Below are 20,894 nucleotides of genomic sequence, written 5' to 3'. Positions count from 1 at the left end.
TTAATGGTTTAAATAAAATAACAAAATCCTTTTCCCACAAACTTGTCATGCTGACGAAGGAAGCATCTCATAAAGTTAGAGGTACGAGGTTAGAAGTTAGAAGTACATAACAATAAACCATAAACAACTTTAAACCTTAAACCCTCTCTCTCCCCGTCTCTTCGAGTTGAACCTTTATATGCGATTAGCTTATAAAGGGGAAGTATCGAGAAGCATCTCATAAAGTTAGAGGTACGAGGTTAGAAATTAGAAGTAAGCAGTGGTCAGTTCATTACAACAAACCTTAAACTACCTTAAACTTTAAACCTTAAACAACTTTAAACCCTCTCTCTCCCCGTCTCTTCGAGTTGAACCTTTATATGCGATTAGCTTATAAAGGGGAAGTATCGAGAAGCATCTCATAAAGTTAGAGGTACGAGATTAGAAATTAGAAGTTAGAAGTGTTCAGCACATAACTATAAACCCTAAACTTTAAACCTTAAACAACTCTAAACCACATAGAAAAAAATAAACACATAGCACAAAAAGAACAGAATAGAAAAACTAGTTTTTATCTCATAGCTATGTGCCCTATGGCTAAGCGGAGCGTCTTATTATACACCAATAAAATCTATGTCTCTATGTGGTTAAGAAAATATAGAAGTGGGAAGTTAGAAGTGTTCAGTACATAACTATAAACTACAAACTCTAATCCCTAAACTCTAATCCAAAAAAAAGCCTCTTCGTTTCCGAAGAGGCTTTTTACTATAGATAATTACAATTATCGTTTAATCATACGAACAGATCTCACTTTATCTCCTTGGCTTACAACAACGTTGTACACTCCAGAAGGATAGTTCGTTCCAATCTCTTTAGTACTCAATTCAGATACAGTAGCTTTTTGAACCTCAAGCTCTCTTCCTATCATATCATAAACACGTACTTGAACCAAATCATCACTTGAACTTTGAATATCTAAACTAAAGTGTCTTGCAAATGGATTTGGGAACGCTTTTACCTCGAATACATCGGTGTTAATGTCTTGAGCAGCCATTCTTGTAATTGGTGCCGGTGTACTCACATTACAAGCAGGACCATAAGCTTGCCAAATACCATTGTTGATTGCTACTCTTATTGAGTAAGTAGTGCTAGCTTGTCCTCCTCCTGGTGACAATTGTGACAAGGTGAAATATCGATTTGGAGTATCAAAAGTTCGCAATCCAAATGAACCACCAGTAACCTCAAAACGATATTGAGTAGCACCTACTACTGCAGTAGCATATATAGTACTATTTAAGGTCGACAAAGTTGTACCACATTGATTTAACATGATCTGAGTTGTATTAACAGTAACGTTAGCTGGAGTTGTAATATTACAAACCCTACCAAATGCCTGCCAAGACCCCCCAATAAATGCACTAACGCTAACCCCATATGTAGTACTATAAGAAGCTACTCCTGGTATTTGACTTAAAACAAAAGCTCTTATATTTTTCAAATCGTTATCGAAAATATAATCAGTACCTGCTTTAGTTACTTTGAAACGATAATCAGTAGCTCCAGCAATACCGTAACAGTAAATAGTTGTATTGATATCTGGCAAAGTGCTTCCGCATTGAGCTGGCATAATGAAAGAACATACTGTGCATTCCCCAAAAGAAACATCATTTGAAACATCAGTAGTTGTATAAGAAGTCAAATTCGTATAATTAGGGGTAGTCACTTCATTGGAAGTAGATGCTCCAGTACCTTCTCTTCTAATCATTACAACTGTACCTGATGTTGTAACAGTACCTGCATCTAAAGTAACTTTATAAGATGCTCCAGTACTTGACTGTATGATGTTCCAGTAGCGAGCACCTAACTGTGACGCTGTACTAGGCAAGGCCCCTGGGAAACCAGTTTCAAATTGTTCAAGTAATACAGTTCTTGAACCTGGATTACTATCATAAGTAAAAGTAACTGGTCGGTATACTGCTCCTTTTCCTATTGGGAATGTTCTAGCTACATTAGTACCTGTAGCAGGATAAGTGATTCTCAATTTTCCGCTAACATACGCAGTAGCACTACCTCCGCTAATAGGGGTGGTATCATTTGTTACTGCTATAGTATTAACTCCCGTGGTTACAATACCTTTTGTTAAAGTTAACGTACCACTAACTGTAACATCTCCGGTCGTAGTTAGAGCTCCACTAGTGTTATTAATTATTAAGTTACCATAATCTAATCTTCCTGTTAAGCTCTGAGCAACACCATTGTATATTATTGTTGACAAACTTGGTGTATTTTCTATAGTAACTGTTGGACTATTAGTATTGCTAACAGCTGAATTTACAAAACCGTTTAAACCACCTGGTTGTCTAAAAGTAAATGTAGCACCTTGCTTAACAGTAAAACTACCTCCTGACTTAAACAAAATACCCGTAGTGGTAGAAGTACTTGAAACATTAGTTCCTGTTACTTCAATCTTACCATAACTAATTGGTGATAATCCTAGACGAATAATTCCAGCTCCACTAGAGTTTGCAAACTCAACAGTTGAAGTTGCAGCAAGGTCATACGTACCCTCGGCGTCAGGTTTAACTCCTCCACCATCGGTAATATATCTACTAGTACCAAGTAGAGTCAAGTTAGTTCCTACTCCACCAAAAGTATCATTGCTTACATTCAGAATAACACCACTTTGAACTGTTGCAGTACCCGTAACTGAATCAGGCGCTGAACTAAGAGTTTTAGTGCCACTTGTAGAGAATGTCAAATTTCTGTAGGCTCTAGCTCCTTTTAAGGTCTGATTTCCTGCTGCATTCAAATCGATAGTACCTCCAGTAAGGTTAAATGTTCCTGATAATTGAGGTACAAAATTTGGACTTACTCCTGCAACTGCAGTTCTGTAGGTTCCACCACTCATTCTTAATTCTCCTGAACCAGAAATATTGGCAGCAGCAGTTTCTACAAACGTTCCTTCAATAATTTCTAAACGATCGGTTGTACCAGTACTCTGTGTAAGATTAACCACATCGGTAGCATTGGTTTTTTCAATAATGATTCGTTTCCCTGAAGAACCGCCTGTAATTGCAGTACCCGTAGCCTGTGGCGTTACGTTTCCTATATAATGGAAAATACCACTTTGGCTTACTGTACGTGATCCTGTATTTTGTAAGTTACCCGTATTATTACCCGTAGCATTAATACCTGAAGCAGAGGTAATTTTAAGAGTTCCTCCTGCATTTAAATCAAAAATACCAGCACCCGTAACATCTCTTAAATTAAAATCTAGAGTTGATTTATCTCTAACAGTTAAATTGTTTGTTGCATTAGCTAAACTAAGATTTTGATTAATCAATTGAACCACAGAAGCTGGAGTAGTTGATACATCACCAACTTCAAAATCAACTCTTGCACCCAAAGTTCCTGCAATACTTATTGTTTGAGGACCTGTTGTTCCCGTGAATAATATATTACCAACATCAGAAGTACAATTTAAACTAGTTAATGAAGGAATACTCAAATTCCCTTTTAAAAATACATTTGAAGTGAAATTTCCTGATTGAGTAGATAAATTAATAACACCAGCCGTAGCACTTAAATTACCATTTACTGTAACAGTTGCACTTGCTCCTGATGGTGTTGTTACACTACTAAAAGCAAAAGATGTACCTGTAGAGCTCGCTATAAGGTTTCCTCCAATAATAGCACTAGCCCCATTGGCATTTACTAATGATACTACCTGAGCAGTATTGCTAGCGGTGAAATTGTTTTGACATATTTTCACATTGGTTTGAGCACCTTCAACAACACTAAACAAAGCACTTGGAGCTCCACTAATGGTTAAGTTTCCAAAGTAATACCCATCTGTATTTGGTGAAATAATACTTGGATTTTGAATCAATCTATTATCACCACTACCTGCACCATAGTTCCAGTTTTGGATATTTACAGTAGAACCATCTTGAAAATCTTCAGTACCATTCCATAAAGAACTTACTCCACTAGTTGTAGCATTATTAATGTTAACCGTACCTCCAGATTCAACTGTAAAAGTACCATTTACAGTTAAAGCAGCATTAATTTGTAAAGTTGCGCCACTTTGTACCAACATCGAAACAGCATTGGTTGTGGATGCAGTATATGTTAAAGTTCCTGCCTCAACCACTATTCTTTGTGGGGTAAAAGCACCTATACTAACATTGTGACGAATATAGACAGTGTTAGATTCATTATTTCCTGGTGCTCCACTAGAACCCCAAGCATTTGCGACAAATTGTTCCCAAGTTATTCCACCAGTTGATGGATAAGTACCTCCTGTAACTGTACGATAACTATTAGCTGGCCAAGTAACCAAAAGAATATCAAAAGGATCCGATACGCCTTGAGTTAATCCGGGAGCATCCGCTGTTAAGTTGATATCTGTTTGACCATCAGCAAAAGCAACATTGCTTATAGTAATAGAACCTCCTGTTAAAGCATAGGTAGGCTGTGTTCTTGTGAAATTTGCGCTAGGGAAAGCTGATGTTGACCCAAGGGTTACAGCAGCACTTCTGTCTAAATCCACATTTCCTAAACCATCTGTTGTAGATATCGTAAATGAAGGTAAAGGCACACCAAAAGAAGAACCTACAACCGTACCAAAACTCAAACGATTAGCTGTTACCACAATTCTATTATCATTTCCTATAATAGAGGTAGAACCACCTACACTAGTAAATCCTGAACCGGCAGCACCCGCAGTCGCTCCAGTAACCGTAAATTGATATTGTTGGTTGTCTGTAACCGATGCATTAAATGTTACTCTGATGCTAAACGTTTTGCTTCCTCCATCAGTAGTAAACAAGTTGGTAGCCAATGCTGGAGCATTAAAAGTATTAGTAGCTCCCGCAGCAATTTCTTGTAATTCAGTACCGCCATCATAAATAGCCACACGTTTAATGTTAGCTGGGTTAGTCAAACTTAACGTCACTGTATTCAAAATAGTACCAAAATTATCATTGTCAGACGCACTATCTTGAATGGTAAAACGACCTACTTCTAATGAATTCACATTGGTGATATCATTAGCCTGATAACTTGCATAAGGGATATTCGTTGGTGCAGTAAAAGTTGCAGCAGCAATAGTCGACAATTGACTGGTTGTACTCGTTCCTGTTAAATTAATAATATAAGGATTTTCACCACCCGTTGAATCATCATTAGCAATGCTCAACTGCGCTGTTTTTGCACCTGCAGATCCTGGCGTAAAAGTTACCGTAAAGGTTGTTGTACCCGAAGTAGCTGCTACAGTAGCAGTAGTACTGGTTTCATTTATAGTAAACTCAGCAGCATCAGTTCCTGATTTAACAATTTTACTAGGAGATCCCGTTAAATTCAACACAGCATTCCCTAAGTTTTCAATAGTAAAAGTAATTGGACCACTATTGGTGCCATTTTCCTGATTACCAAATGCATAAGTACCACCTGTAGCAATAGAAGTAGCTTGTTTTACATTGATTTCTGGTGATGGAGTTGCTACACTCACTGAACCGTTAAATTCGAAATCATTGATACTAAAGGCATTTCCTGTTGCCGCTACATTATAAAGATACACTCTAAATGTGATAGGTACTTGAACGTTTTGGAAAGATGCTCCACTTAAATCAACTGTTACAGTTGTTGGAATTCCATTAACACCTATGGTTGGAGTCGCAATATTTGCAGCATAACTATCTACATTAGAACGAACTGCTAAAACAGCTGATCCAAGTGTTGCTGGTGAATATTGGTTGGTAAATTTAAAATTAGTAAAATCTATTTTGTATGTAACCGCTGGAGTCAATGTAAACTCAAAATATTTATTTGTATCAATACCTGCCGGATTTACTGACCAGTTACTTGAATTAGCTCTACTGTTAGCAGTAGCAGCAGTAGCGCCAACGACACCAATACCTGAAACCGTTAGATTAGAATCTACTGTTTGACCTGTTGTAAATGGATTACCAAAGCCCCAAACATTAGAAGCTGTTGTAATATCGTTTATCCAAATAGGCGGAGCAGCACGCGTTACATTTATAGTATAAGTGTCAGTTGTTGTACCATCCTGTGCAGTTACTAAAACCTCAATAGGGTTTACACCTACATTTAAAGATAATGCAGCAGATGCAGCAGCACTGGCTACTGTAGCATAACTACCACCGTTTACTCTAACTTGTATGGTTGCATTAGCTTGAGTTACCGTAGAGGTTACGGTTACCGATGAAGTGGTTCCTATTACTGAAGCAGCATAGGTTTTAGTTCCTGTTGCAAAGCTTGGTGTCAACGCACCCGCTGTAGTGGTCAATGCCGATAGAGTGGCTACTGATGACGGAGCCGATCTTGTTACTGTAATAGAATAAGTAGAAGTACTACCATCTTGAGCCGTTACCAATACATCGATAGTATTAGCACCTACACTTAATGAAACAGCTGTTGGTGTAGCATGAGGCAATGTAGAATACGACCCTCCGTTTACTCGAATTTGCATAGTGGCATTTGCCTGATTACGTGAAGCACTTACTGTTACTGCAGTAGCAAAAGGAACTGCAGCAGCTATACTATAACTGAAAGTTCCCCCAGCAAAAGATGGAGACAAAGTACCTGCTGTTGTAGAAAGTGCCGACAAGGAAGAATCACTTGACTGAAGACGAGTGATTGTTACAGTATACGTGAGTATTGTAGTGCCATCCTGTGCGGTAACCCGAACATCAAGCGTATTAACCCCTACTACCAACCCTAAGGTTGATGAAGTAGCACCACTTGCCAAAGATACAAACCCAGTCGCATTGGTTCTCACTTCAATAGTTGCAGTAGCATCAGTAACTGTTGGAGTTACATTTACACCCGAAACAGCATTAGCTACTGTTTGTGTGTATGCAGTTGTTCCAGAAGCAAAACTTGGAGATATTGCACCTGTATTTAATGTCAAAGCAGATAGTGTAGCAACTGATGAAGCTGCAGCACGTGTCACTGTTATAGTGTATGTACTAGTAGTGATTCCGTCTTGAGCTGTTACCAATACATCAATGGTATTAGCACCTACGTTCAAAGATTGCGCTCCCGAAGCAGAACCGCTAGTTAGTGCACTATATGAACCACCGTTTACTCTCACCTGTAAGGTAGCATTAGCCTGATTACGAGTAGCGGTTACAGTAGCTGAAGTAGTGGCAAAAGGAACTGATGCTGTATAGGCTGTTGTTCCAGAAGCAAATGCAGGAGCTAATCCTGTTGCTGATGTAGTCAAAGCTGACAAAGTAGCATCAGACGAACCTGCTCTGGTTACCGTTATTGTGTACGTGATTTGAGTTACAGTATCCTCTGCAGTTACTAACACATTAATAGTATTAGAACCCACATTCAATGCTAAAGCTCCCGATGGGCTTCCACTAGTTACAGCAGAATAACTTCCTCCGTTTACACGAACTTGGATTGTAGCACCCGCATCCGTTTTAGTAGGAGTTACCGTAACCGATGTAGTTCCGTTAGCAACCGATGCAGTATAGGAAGTAGTTCCCGATGCAAAAGTTGGCGATATTGCTCCCGCTGTAGTGGTCAATGCTGATAAGGTAGCATCAGTAGACAAAACCGTAGCCGAACGTGTAACTGTTATAGTATATGTAGTAGTAGTAACACCATCTTCCGCAGTAACTAAAACCTCTATGGTATTTGGACCTACATTCAAAGGCAAAGCACCCGAAGGGCTTCCGCTAGTTACTGAAGCATAACTACCTCCGTTTACTCTAGCTTGTAGGGTTGCACCAGCATTGGTTCTCGTTGGAGTTACCGTTACCGATGTCACAGCATTCAAAACAGAAGCTGTATAGGAAGTCGTACCCGATGCAAAAGCTGGCGCTAATCCCGTCGCTGTTGTGGTCAATGCTGACAAACTGGACACTGTTGAAGCCGCCGCCCGCGTGACCGTAAGCGTATATGTTTTTTGTGTGGTAGCATCCTCTGCGGTAACTCTTACATCTATAGTATTGGCACCCACATTTAAAGATAAAGCTCCCGAAGCAGTAGCATTAGCTAATGAAGTATATGAACCTCCATTTACTCGAACTTCTAGTGTAGCCGCCGCCTGATTACGAGTAGCCGTTACTGTGGTGGTGGTGGTAGCAAATGTTGTTGTAGCATCATATGCAGTTGTACCCGCAGCAAATGTAGGAGTAAATCCTGTTGCTGTAGTAGTAAATGCTGATAAATTAGCATCGTTAGATGGACCAGCAGCTGTTGAAGTAACAGAAATATTGTCAATACTTATTTTAGCCTGAGAACCCGTTGGAGTTGCGCCAGTTGTTAAACTGTACTGATAAAATCTTAATCTAGCAGTTGCAGAATTATTAAAAGCACTTGGCAAAGCAATACTTGTTATACTTAAACTAGAAGCAACATTATTTCTTGCGGTAAATGGCAAATTTGTTCCAGTTAATTCAGTAAAAGTTGTACCATCTGTAGACCAAAACAACTTGAGTCTTGAATCTCTATCTCCAGTTGAGTTAAAGACAGTTGCCGCATCAAAAGAAACCGTTCCAGCAGTTCTGCCCGTGAAATTTAATCTCAAATCAACAGCACAAGCGTTTGTTGTACTAGTAGAAAGTAATTGCATATTTGCAGTTCCTCTCTGAACTCCTCCAGTTGAACCCGTTTGAAAAGTAGCCGTAGAAACTGTAATTCTGACACCATCACCTAATGTTCCAGATGCATTAGTTGCAACCGATGTCCATTCAGCACTGTCAGTACCATTAAAGTTATTTGGCCAGTTGGTAGCATTAGCAATGTTTGTAAAGGCTTCTGTATAATTACCTCCTGACATCACATATGGAGTTTGAGCAAAACTTTCCTGAGTACTCAAGAAAAACAAAGCCAATACTGCGAACACCCACTTGATTGATTTGCTTTTTGTGGTATAAAAAGCTTTAGTAAAGTTATTCATAAAAAAAATGGTTTAATTAAAAAACGTTTTGGTTTAAATTTAAAATATATATTGGGGGAAATGCATAGCACTTCCTCTTGGAACGTGAAAAAAGTTTTGGGGGACTACAAACATACAGCAAAAAACCACATACACAAACGTTTTACCAAAAAAAACTAAAAATTGTTAATAAATCGGCTTTTTTACTGAAAATACTATCACGATTTCGGTATTTTGTCGATTTTTTATGTTAATAATCGATAAATAGAAGTTGTTACAATACCAGCAAAATCAAGGATTTTGTTATATAAATGCGACAATTTCTATTTTAACTTCGATTATGTAACATGGTACACCCCTCTTTTTAAACTTTCAGATTGTCAATACTTTAGTTCTTGAAATAATTAAATGAATGGCTCATACTATGTAAAGTTACATTTATTCGTTAAAAAAAGAGATGAAACAAACGTTAAATTTTCGTGATGAAAAGGCACTTTTGTAGTTCATCGAATATTGGTGTTTCTGGTCGGTTTTTTCGCTAAAGCGGTGATTTGCAATTGTAAGAAATGGATGAAAGTTACTAATTAGAAATTCGAGATTTGAGATTTGAAATGGTCAGGATGAAGTTAGAGGTACGAGGTTAGAAATTAGAAGTAAATAGTGAGCAGTAGTCAGTGTACAGTACATAACTACAAACAACAAACTATCAACCTTAAACTTTAAACTTTAAACAACTTTAAACTATAAACCCTAAACCACTCTACGCGTCACTTCGAGTGTTTTTGTGTAGAGCAACGGAACAAAAATGTATCGAGAAGCTTTTTACCACATAGGTTAATTAAGGAATTAAAAACTTAATTTCCTTAATCCCTTAATGGTTATAAATTAAACCACATAGAAAAAAATAGAAACATAGTACCAAAATGAATGAGATAGAAAAACTAGTTTTTATCACATAGCTATGTGCCCTATGGCTAAGCGAAGCGTCTTTTATTCATCAACAAAATCCTATGTTCCTCTGCCTGTCGGCAGACAGGTATGTGGTTCAGAAAAATCAGAAATTCGAGATTTGAGATTTGAAGTGGGAAGTGGGCATTGGCACACAGATAAAACGGATGCAACAGATAAAACGGATTTTTAACAGTAAGATAGTTAAGATCAGTGAAGGAATTAAAAACTTAATTTCCTTAATCCCTTAATGGTTATAAATCTAAACCACATAGAAAAAAAAATAGAAACATAGTACCAAAAAGAATGAAATAGAAAAACTAGTTTTTACCTCATAGCTATGTGCCCTATGGCTAAGCGAAGCGTCTTTTATATAGCATCAAAATCCTATGTTCCTCTGCCTGTCGGCAGACAGGTATGTGGTTAAGAAAAATCAGAAATTTGAGATTCGAGATTTGAGGTTTGAAGTGGTCAGGATGAAGTTAGAGGTACGAGGTTAGAAATTAGAAGTAAGCAGTGGTCAGTGTTCAGTACATAACTACTAACAACAAATTACAAACTATAAACCCTAAACCACTCTACGCGTCACTTCGAGTTGAGCTTTTGTATGCGACTAGCTTACAAAAGTGAAGTATCGAGAAGCATCCACAGCACTGAACACTGAAACTTCCCTCTTCTAACTTCCCTCTTCTAACTTTAATTAACTATAATTTAAACTCCAAACTATTTTCAATTGAAATAAAATTAATAATTTAGCAAAAATTATAAAGAAGAAACTATGAAGACAAATTACACTTTTTTAAAAATAGTAGCAGTAGCGTTGTTATTTAGCTGTAACGCTTGGAGTCAGGCTACTATTGCACAATGGAATTTTAATGGCTCATCTAATACGGAAGTCCCTGGAGGCGCAAGCTCGCCTACACCTTCTGTGGGAGCAGGAACAGCAGAATTGGTAAATTTGAGTCTAGCAGCAACCTTTGCTTCTGGAAACACTACAGCTGGAACACTAGAAACCGAAACTACAAGTCCACCTAACTACGGTTGGAATTCTACTGGCTACCCAGCTCTAGGAGCAGGAGGAAGCAAAGGAAGTGGTGTACAATTTAACGTAAGCACAGTAGGACAAGCAGGAATCATTTTCAAATTTGAACAACGTTTGAGCAACACCTCTGCTAATACCTATGTAGCACAATACACTACCGACAGAACTGCTGGTTCACCAGTTTGGGTAGATGCTACCACCTTTACCTTTACTCCAGCCGCTACAGGAACTGGTGATACTTGGTATAATACTGCTGCAAGAACAGTTGACTTATCGTCTGTTTCAGCCCTTGATAATAATCCAAATGTAGCGTTCCGTGTGGTGAGTGCCTTTTCACCTGGAACATCAGATTATTTGGCAGCGCGTTCTACTTCTACCTATGCAGGAGGAACCGTTCGTTATGATATGGTTACCATTACCAGCAACACAACATTAGGAACAACTCAGTTTGAAAGTGCTAAAAATGCATTCAAAATCTATCCAAACCCTTCCAACAGAGAAGTGGTGCGTTTCAACCAAACTCAAGATGTAAAAGTGTATGATACCCTAGGAAAACTAATTTTATCTGCTAAAAATACGAACGCTATCGATACCAAATCGTTCAACACAGGTATCTATTTTATAAAAACAGAAAATGGTATTACCAAAAAATTAATTGTGAAATAAGTTTCTTGTTCTATGATACCCATCAAGGGCGCTACAGTGTAGCGCCCTTTTTTTATGCTTATAAAACAACCGCAGATTAACAGATAAAATGATTAAATGATACTATTTATGTTTATTTATAAATCTAATAAGTCAAACCATTAAATAGTTGTAAACCATTTAGAGATTTAAGAAAGTTAAGTCTAAATGTGACTTAATTTTCTTCATGGTTCAAAATAACGACCCTATTCTATATTCCTATTCACCAGTAGTAGCTACTCCCCTTTTACCCTCATTTAGCACCCTTTTTTCTCTTTTCGGCTGTCAAAAAACAAGCACTACATCGATTTTTTATTAGAAAACAAATGTTAAAATTGAATTTTAACATAAATGATTAATTTTTAGCCTTACCTAAAAATTAGCTGTCGATAAAATGCATTTTTCAGAAGATGAACGGTTAGCTCGACTATTTTTATCGATTTTTTAGGTTAGTTGTCCATTTTATTTTAGTTAGCAGTGCTATGCCCCTTACTTTGTGTAATATTCCCAAATATAACTTACTTATACCTAAACAATTAAAGGATTAACTAACAAACATTATGGAAACAAATCTACTACCAAAAAGTCTAAATGCAGCATTTAACTTTTTAAAAAACTGGCTCCTAACCTTGGGGCAAATGGCTATTGCATCTTTTAGCAACAGTGAAAAAAAAGACACAGAAGTGTCCAATCCTATTAAAATAGGAACAACTGATAATCGCTTTGCCTTTGCAAGGCAATTTAAATTGTCTACAAGGAACTATTTCTCAATGGCGTTAGTGCTGTTAGGTTTATTTTTTGTAGATACAAGTACTGCACAAGGAACATTAGGTAGATGGCAAATGTGCGGACTTAGTGGATCTACTGGAAGTGTTAATGCAACTGGTGTTAATACAAACACTACATTTTCAACATTAACTAGAGGACCTGGACTTTCGTCTTCGAGTGTTTCTGACGGATACAGATCAAGTGGTTTTTCAACAAGTAACTTAAATACATCAAACAATGACTATTATGAGTTTACCATAACACCTGATGCAGGTTATAAAATATCCCTTTCCGCCTTAAAAATTAGAGACCAACGATCTACTAATTCTTCTACGTTTGATGTGAATTTGCGTTTTAGCGATGATGGGTATACAAGCGATGTTGTTGCCTCTTGGGTTCCTAGCACAACCCTTACTAATAGAACTTTAAATTTAAGTGGAATAGCTGCATTACAGGATCGAACTACAGCAATAACTTTTAGAATTTATGGTTCGGATTCCAATAATACTTCTGATACCTATGGTTTTTTCTGTCAAGGTACAAACTCAGGAGATTTTAGAGGTATTGATGTTGATGGTACAGCTGTTGCTTTACCTGTATCGATAGGAAGATGGCAAATGTGCGGACTTAGCGGATCTACTGGAAGTGTGAACCCCACTGGTGTTGACACTAACATTACATTTTCGACTTTAACAAGAGGCGCTGGACTTTCGTCTTCAAGCGTTTCTGACGGATACAGATCAAGTGGTTTTTCAACAAGTAACTTAAATACATCAAACAATGACTATTATGAGTTTACCATAACACCTGATGCAGGTTATAAAATATCCCTTTCCGCCTTAAAAATTAGAGACCAACGATCTACTAATTCTTCTACGTTTGATGTGAATTTGCGTTTTAGCGATAATGGGTATGCAAGCGATGTTGTTGCCTCTTGGGTTCCTAGCACAACCCTTACTAATAGAACTTTAGATTTAAGTGGAATAGCTGCATTACAGGATCGAACTACAGCAATAACTTTTAGAATTTATGGTTCGGATTCCAATACTACTTCTGATACCTATGGTTTTTTCTGTCAAGGTACAAATCCAAGTGATTTTAAAGGTATTGATGTTGAAGGAAATGTTATTGCTTTAGGTAGTTCAACCATAAGTGTTACTGGTTCAACTAGCTTTAACTACAACGGTTCTAATCAAGGTCCTACTACTTCTTCAGTGACAGGTTCAACTGGAGCTGTTACTTACAGTTATTCTGGTACAGGTGCAACGTCCTATTCAGCTAGTGCTACTCGCCCTACCAATGCTGGTACCTATCAAGTTATTGCTACTCTGGCAGCTGATTCAAATTATAATGGCGCCGTGTCATCACCCTTAGCATTTACAATAAACAAAGCATCATTAACCATTACAGCTAACAATGTTAATAAAACATACGGTGCTACACTAACTGGTGGGGCTGGCTCAACTGCCTTTACTTCTAGCGGATTACAAAACGGACAATCTATCGGTTCTGTTACTATTGCTTACGGAACAGGTGCTGCCGCTACTGCTGCTGTAGCAACCTACACTGGTTCGGTTACTCCTAGTGCCGCTACTGGTGGAACATTCACTGCTAGCAATTATAGCATTAGCTATGCTTCTGGAAATATTATCGTTGGAAAAGCCAATCTTACTATTACTGCCAATGATGTTAATAAAACATACGGTACTACCTTAACAGGTGGTGCAGGATCTACTGCCTTTACTTCATCAGGTATACAAAATTCAGAATCGATTGGTTCTGTGACTATTGCCTACGGAACTGGAGCTGCTTCAAATGCAGCAGTTGGAACCTATAGTAATACAGTGACTCCAAGCGCTGCTACTGGTGGCACTTTTAACACCAATAATTATACTATTTCTTATGTTGCTGGAGACATTATCGTGAATCCAGGAGCCTTTGCAAAATTACAACTGCTATTACCAGGTGAAACCGCCGCTCCAGGAACTGGAAGCGGAAAAACAGGCTCGCCGTCGGCACAAAATACAACAACACCATTCACGGTAACTGTGAATGCAGTTGATGCTTTTTGGAACATTGTACCAACAGCTCCTGCAAATACAATTGCAATCACATCTACAGATAGCGCTGCACTATTGCCTTCGAATGCAAATCTAGCTTCTGGAACAAGAACTTTTAGTATTACTTTAAGAACACTTGGATCAGCTACTATAACAGCTACCAATGCAAGCAATGGTGGAATTACAGCCAATACAAGTCCTTCGGTAACGGTTACAGCGGGTACTAAAACCTCAACCAAAGATGGAAACTGGAACGATAGTACGGTTTGGTCACCTGCTGGTGAGCCTTATCTATATGATTTGGTTAACATAGGAACCAATCACGACATCATCGTAACGGAAGATGGGGCATGTGCATCGATTAATTTCACAAATACAAACTCATCATTAAATGTAAATATTGGAAAAACACTTGACGTATCTGGAGCAGTAACTTTAAATAGTTATAACACAGGAACCTTTACCTCTGCAAGCATTGGAGGTTTAGGAACGTTAAATACTGGAACATTAAATATTGGACTTGCTTCTGTATTGAACTCTACAGCCAATTCTGAAAATGCACTTACACTGAATATTGCTACATTAAATGTTGCGGGTGATTTTACCATCTACAACAATGACGAAGGTGGTGGAGATGCTAACGAACCTCGAGTGACTATCAACTCTCCATGTGTACTGTCGGCAAATAAATTAGCTTTAATCCAAACTGGAAACGGTGGTGGAGGCAGTAGAATAATTACTTTCAATGCCAATAATGGAGCAACTGTTAACCTATCAGGAGGACCAAATCCTATAACGATTAGCAGTGAAATAGATTTAGATGACGACCATGTAGATTTCAATTTGAGCAGCGGCTCTACTATAAACTACAACGGAAGTATAGCACAAAACATTCCAGCAAGTATCTCTAATAGTAGAATCGGTGGTGATACTGACAGTAGTGTACCTGTAAATTACGGTAATTTAACCATAAACAATAACACAGGAACTACAACCACTGACGCAACAGGAAGAAGAATAAATGTTGCAGGGAACTGGACCAATAATGGCGTGTTTACTGCAACAGGGTCAACAGTTAACTTTACTGGTAACGGGGCTCAAGCTATTACAGGAACGAATACAACTACTTTTAATGATGTAACTATTGCAAAAACAGGAGGCACTTTAACTGTAAATACAGATGCTACTATAGCTGATGATTTGACTTTCACGGCCTCTGGCGCAACCCTTTCTGTGAGCAATTCAAAAACTCTAAATGTTGCCGATGATTTAATTTTGAACAATGATGATGATAACTCAGTAACAGCTTCTGTGACTGGTTCGGGTACATTATTAGCCAGTACAGTTATTGTAGGTACTTCTCTTAATCCAGATAGTAATAGAACTACAACATTAAATTCGTCTGTATCCACATTTACCATCTCTAATGACTTGGAAATTAATAGTTATCATAGTGATGGAGATAGAAACAATGGAGTGTTTAACCTTCAAAGTGGTGTTTTAACTATTAATGGGGAAATTGATACGACAAACGAAAATAGTGGTAATACTTCTACCTTCTCTATGGCTTCAGGTGCGCAATCGGGTCTTCTTAAATTAACTGCAGCTTCTCCTTTTAACTTATCAGGACAAGGTACCAACACCATCAACTTGAATGGTACATCCGCTGTAGTGGAATATATGGGGTCTGTAAATCAAAATGCTTTAGGAACAACCTATAGAACATTACTAATCAACAATTCCAATACAGGAGTTACATTAAGTGGCAATGCTACTGCAGCCACTCTAGATTTGACTGATGGTTTACTGACTACTGGATCCAATGTGATGACAATAGCTTCTGGTGGAACTATTCTAAATGCATCTACCACCACTTATGTAAATGGTAAATTGGCTAGAGTGCTTACAAACACAAACGATTTTACCTACCCTGTAGGTAAAGGAGGCGTATATAGTCCAGTAGTATTTACGTATGCAGCTACTCCAGGTACAAAAACAGTTACTATTGAACAATTTGAAACTGGATCTCCTTTTTCTTCGCCTTCAATAAGCACAACAACATTTGGCACTAGATATTGGAATATTACGCAGTCAGCTATAGGAACTAGTTATAGAGTAGGCCTTAATGATAGAGGAAATACTCCTGTAGGTTCTGTAGTAATGTTAAGAAAAGATAATGCTAGTATTACATACAACAACCCAACAACTTATAGCGCTCCAAACTATAGCAACTCAAATGCGTTTTCAGCAACAGTAGTCTCTAACGATGTGGCTTTAGGTGAAACTGCAATTCCTTTATATATTACTGGAGTAACTGGTATTAACACTAAAATGTATGATGGGAATGCAATAGCCACTGCTATTGGAACTCCAGTATTAGCAGGAACCATTTTATCAGGGGAAACTGTAACTTTAAGTGGAACACCTGTATATACCTTCAATACTAAAAATGTTGGAACGGGTAAAGCGGTCACTGTATCTGGTTTAGTATTAACTGGTGCTAGTGCGGGAGCTTATTCCTTACCAACCAATCAAATCCCTGGATTGTCTGGTGATATTATTATCAGACCATTGGAGATTACTGCCAATGCAAACACTAAGGTATTTGATAACACAATTAACGTATTTACTCTTCCTAGCATTACTTCAGGTGCAATTCAAGGAACGGATACATTTGGTTTTATTTCAACTTACGATACAAAAAATGTAGGTAGCAATAAAACGATAACACCATCTGGAATTGTTAATGATGGTAACGGTGGAAATAATTACGCAGTAACCTTTATCAATGCCACAGGAGAGATTACCCCTAAAGCATTAACAATTACTGGTGCATCAACAATAAACAAAGTGTATGATGGTACAGACATTGCAGCGACAACATTAGGAACTTGGACTTTAACAGGTGTAATTTCGCCAAATGTAGTAATTCTTAACAAGTCGGCGGTATTTGCCTCTAAAGATGCGGGTACTTGGGCAATAACTTCAACAAGTACTCTTTCTGGAGCTGATGCCTCTAACTACACTTTAACACAACCCGCGTTAACTCCTAGAAGTATAACAAAAATTGCTCTTACTATTTCAGGAACTACAACCACTGATAAAGAGTACGATAGAACTAATACTGCTATACTAACAGGTGGTGTTTTGAACGGTGTTCTTTCTGGAGAAGATGTTAGTCTAGTTTTATCAGGACGTTATTCCTCTTCAAATGCTGGAGGACCTTATATAATAACCTCTACTAGTACTATTGTAGGGAATGATATTGCTAATTACACATTAACTCAACCAACATTAACGCCAAGAAGTATTAATAAAGTAACACTAACTGTTATTGGAGCTACCCCGGCGGATAAAGCTTATAATGGAAATACAATTGCTACTGTAACAGGAGGAAGTTTGGTAGGAGTAGTTCCCGGAGATGTGGTGTCACTAACACAGTCTGGAATTTTTCCAGATAAAAATGTTGGCGGTCCTTATGTTATAACCCCAAACTTTAGCATAGGTGGAGCTCCATCTGTAAATTATAATTTAATACAACCCTTACTAGCTGATGCGAGTATTACGCCTAAAACTCTAACTATATCAGGAACAAGTCAAAACAAAGTTTATGACGGCACAACTATTGCAACGCTTAACGGTGGTGGTTTAGTAGGAGTTGTTTCTGGAGAAAGTGTTCTGTTAGATTTAATAGTAAACTATTATTCTCCTCTATCGGGAGAACCTATTAAAGATGCAGGCGGACCATATAACGTAATCTCTACAAGTACCATTGCTTCGGGAGATATTGGGACTGACATAAATAACTATACTTTACAACAACCCACATTGAGTCCGAGAAATATTACCAAAATACCTTTAACAATTACCGGAGCAACAACTGTGGATAAGGTATATGATCGAACTAGAAATGCAACCATTTCTGATGGTGTTTTAAATGGTGTGCTTTCAGGTGAAGATGTAACTGTAAATTTATCAGGACTTTTTTCTTCTGCTAATGCAGGAGGGCCATATGATATTACTTCTACTAGTACATTGACAGGATTAGATGCTGGAAATTATACCTTAACTCAACCTCTATTAACCCCAAGAAGTATTTCAAAAATAACATTAACTATAACTGGTGCTTATTCTACAGACAAAGTTTATGATGGTACTACTGATGTTAATGTAATTGGTGGTGTTTTAGAAGGAATAGTACCTGGTGACATTGTTACATTATCTCAATCAGGAATTTATCCTACAAAAAATGTAGGAGGTCCTTATGATGTTGTTCCAAACTTTAGCATAAGTGGATCCGCTTCTATAAATTATATCCTAATGCAAGCTGATTTAGCCAAAGCTAGTATAACACCAAGGCCTCTTTCTATAGTAGGTAATACTCAAAATAAAATGTATGATGGAACAGATACAGCTACTTTAATAGGAGGAAGTCTATCTGGAGTTGTTTCAGGTGAAGATGTAGTTTTAAATTTAATAGTTAAATATTCGTCTAAAGATGCTGGAGGTCCTTATACTATTACATCAACCAGCACTATTTCGGGAGCTGATTATGGCGACAACTATACTTTCACTCAGCCGACATTAACACCAAGAAGTATTACAAAAATACCTCTAACAATAACTGGGGTTATGGCTGAAAATAAAATATATGACGGTACTAGAACAGCTACACTAATATTAAACAACCCTACTCTTAATGGCACAATAGTTTCTGGTGAAACACTAACTTTAAATTCAGCAAATGTTATCGGTACTTTTGATACCAAAGATGTGGGATTAAACAAAACTGTTACGGCATCTAACTTTATAATTGAAGGTCCATTCATAGCTAACTATATTGTTATCCAACCAAATACTACTGCTGATATTACAGCAAGAACTTTGACTATAACAGCAAATAATATTTCTAAATGCGCAGGTTCTTCTTATATCTTCTCTGGCACGGAATTTACTAGAGATTATATAGTCGCTGGAGATGTAATTGGTGTAACATTGACAAGTCTTGGCGCTGATATCTCAGCTACTGCAGGCTCCTATCAAATTGTTGCCTCTGATGCAGTTGGTACAGGAATTGAAAATTATGATATTAGCTATATTAATGGTAATTTATTAGTAAATAGTTTACCAAATGCTACAATATCGCAAAGCACAATAAAATGTCTTGATGATAATGCATCAATAACATTTACTGGATCAAATGGTGCACAAGGTACTTCTGGTGTTTGGTATAAATTTTACTATAGAATTGATGATAATCCTACCGAATTATCTATAACTTCTGTAAAAGGTAGTAGTACCGCTTCGGTTTCAGTACCTACATCAACCATACGAAGCGTTTTATATACTTTAGTGAGAGTAGAAGATCTAAATACAGGTTGCTCTCAAACTCAAACAGGAACCTCAAATGTAACCATTGGTCTATGTACTTCAGTAATGTTAAATCAGTGCGGTTCAACAATATCGTCATTAGATGCTCCTTTGTATTGTAATGGTATTCCTTCAGCCACTGATTATCGCTTTAAGGTTACTAAAAACGGAGTAGATTATTTCTTTGATAATGACTCTAGAAATATGAGAGCTTTTCAATTAACGAATATACCGGGAGTAGCGGAGCATGGTAAATCATACTCTGTAAGTGTATCTCTTTTCATCGGAGGACAGTGGTTGGCCTATGGGAATACATGTACAATTAATACACCTCCAGTAGTAGTTGTTAATACGACTCAAATTATGCTAAATCGATGTGGTACAACCTTGCCTTCTTTAAATACCACTATATATGCCGATGCAGTGGTAGGTGCTACTCAATATCGCTTTGAAGTTACTGGTGGTTCATATGGAGTCAGAACGGTTGATTCTCAAAATCGATATTTTACCTTGTCACAATTGACACCTGGTGGAGGAGAATTTGGGACAACCTATTCTATAAGAGTAGCAATAAACAAAGGTACTTGGCAAGCTTATGGTCCTGCTTGTACTATAAACACTCCAGCTGCTCTAGCACCAAGAATGGCAGCTCAGGATATCAATAGCAATGTGTTTGAGGTAAAAGCGTTCCCCAATCCATTTGCGAGACACTTTAACTTAGACATTCAAAGTTCTAGTGATGATTTGATTCAAGTACGAGTATATGATATGATAGGAAGAGAACTTGAGGTCCAAAAAGCCACTGTATCAGAATTGAGTACCAAAGAGATTGGAACGAATTATCCTTCTGGAGTGTACAATGTATTTGTAATCCAAGGAGATAAAGTGAAATCAATCCGAATGATTAAAAGATAATTTATAATATTCATTTTATAAAAACCTCTCCAATTATGGAGGGGTTTTTTTATGCTATACTCCTTGAACTAAAAAATAAAATTTTAAATAATTTATATACTATCAAATTACTAACTTTTGATTTATATCATTTTCAATATACCTACATTTACATATTTATTCTCTCTCTCCTATCACTGTAAACTTTCCAAATACAGATTATACCTCCTTT

Annotated in this window: 4 protein-coding genes; 3 read left to right on the top strand and 1 reads right to left on the bottom strand. The window is 37.4% G+C overall.

Annotated features, from left to right (window positions below; all coding sequences use genetic code 11):
• Positions 1-760: 760 nt before the first annotated feature.
• Positions 761-8,917, bottom strand: coding sequence for a cadherin-like beta sandwich domain-containing protein (locus AC23L6_RS03050; RefSeq protein ID WP_487560826.1), 8,157 nt, complete (start codon positions 8,915-8,917; stop codon positions 761-763).
• Positions 8,918-9,866: 949 nt separating this feature from the next.
• Here AC23L6_RS03050 and AC23L6_RS03045 point away from each other — a divergent pair.
• The 3 genes from AC23L6_RS03045 (at position 9,867) to AC23L6_RS03035 (ending at position 20,683) form a co-directional block, all read left to right on the top strand.
• Positions 9,867-10,037 carry a hypothetical protein gene (locus AC23L6_RS03045; RefSeq protein WP_487560825.1) on the top strand — a complete coding sequence of 57 codons (171 nt, stop codon included), beginning with the start codon at positions 9,867-9,869 and terminating at the stop codon, positions 10,035-10,037.
• 585 nt (positions 10,038-10,622) lie between these two features.
• Entirely contained in the window at positions 10,623-11,552 is a 930-nt protein-coding gene (locus tag AC23L6_RS03040; RefSeq protein ID WP_487560824.1) for a T9SS type A sorting domain-containing protein, read from the top strand.
• 578 nt (positions 11,553-12,130) lie between these two features.
• The gene (locus tag AC23L6_RS03035) at positions 12,131-20,683 is read left to right on the top strand and encodes a YDG domain-containing protein (RefSeq protein WP_487560823.1); all 8,553 of its coding nucleotides are present in this window, start codon (positions 12,131-12,133) and stop codon (positions 20,681-20,683) included.
• Positions 20,684-20,894 lie beyond the last annotated feature (211 nt).

This window comes from Flavobacterium sp. R1_16, assembly GCF_057652095.1.
Note: the sequence above shows the minus strand (reverse complement) of the source record. Positions and strands in the feature narration are given on the sequence as shown.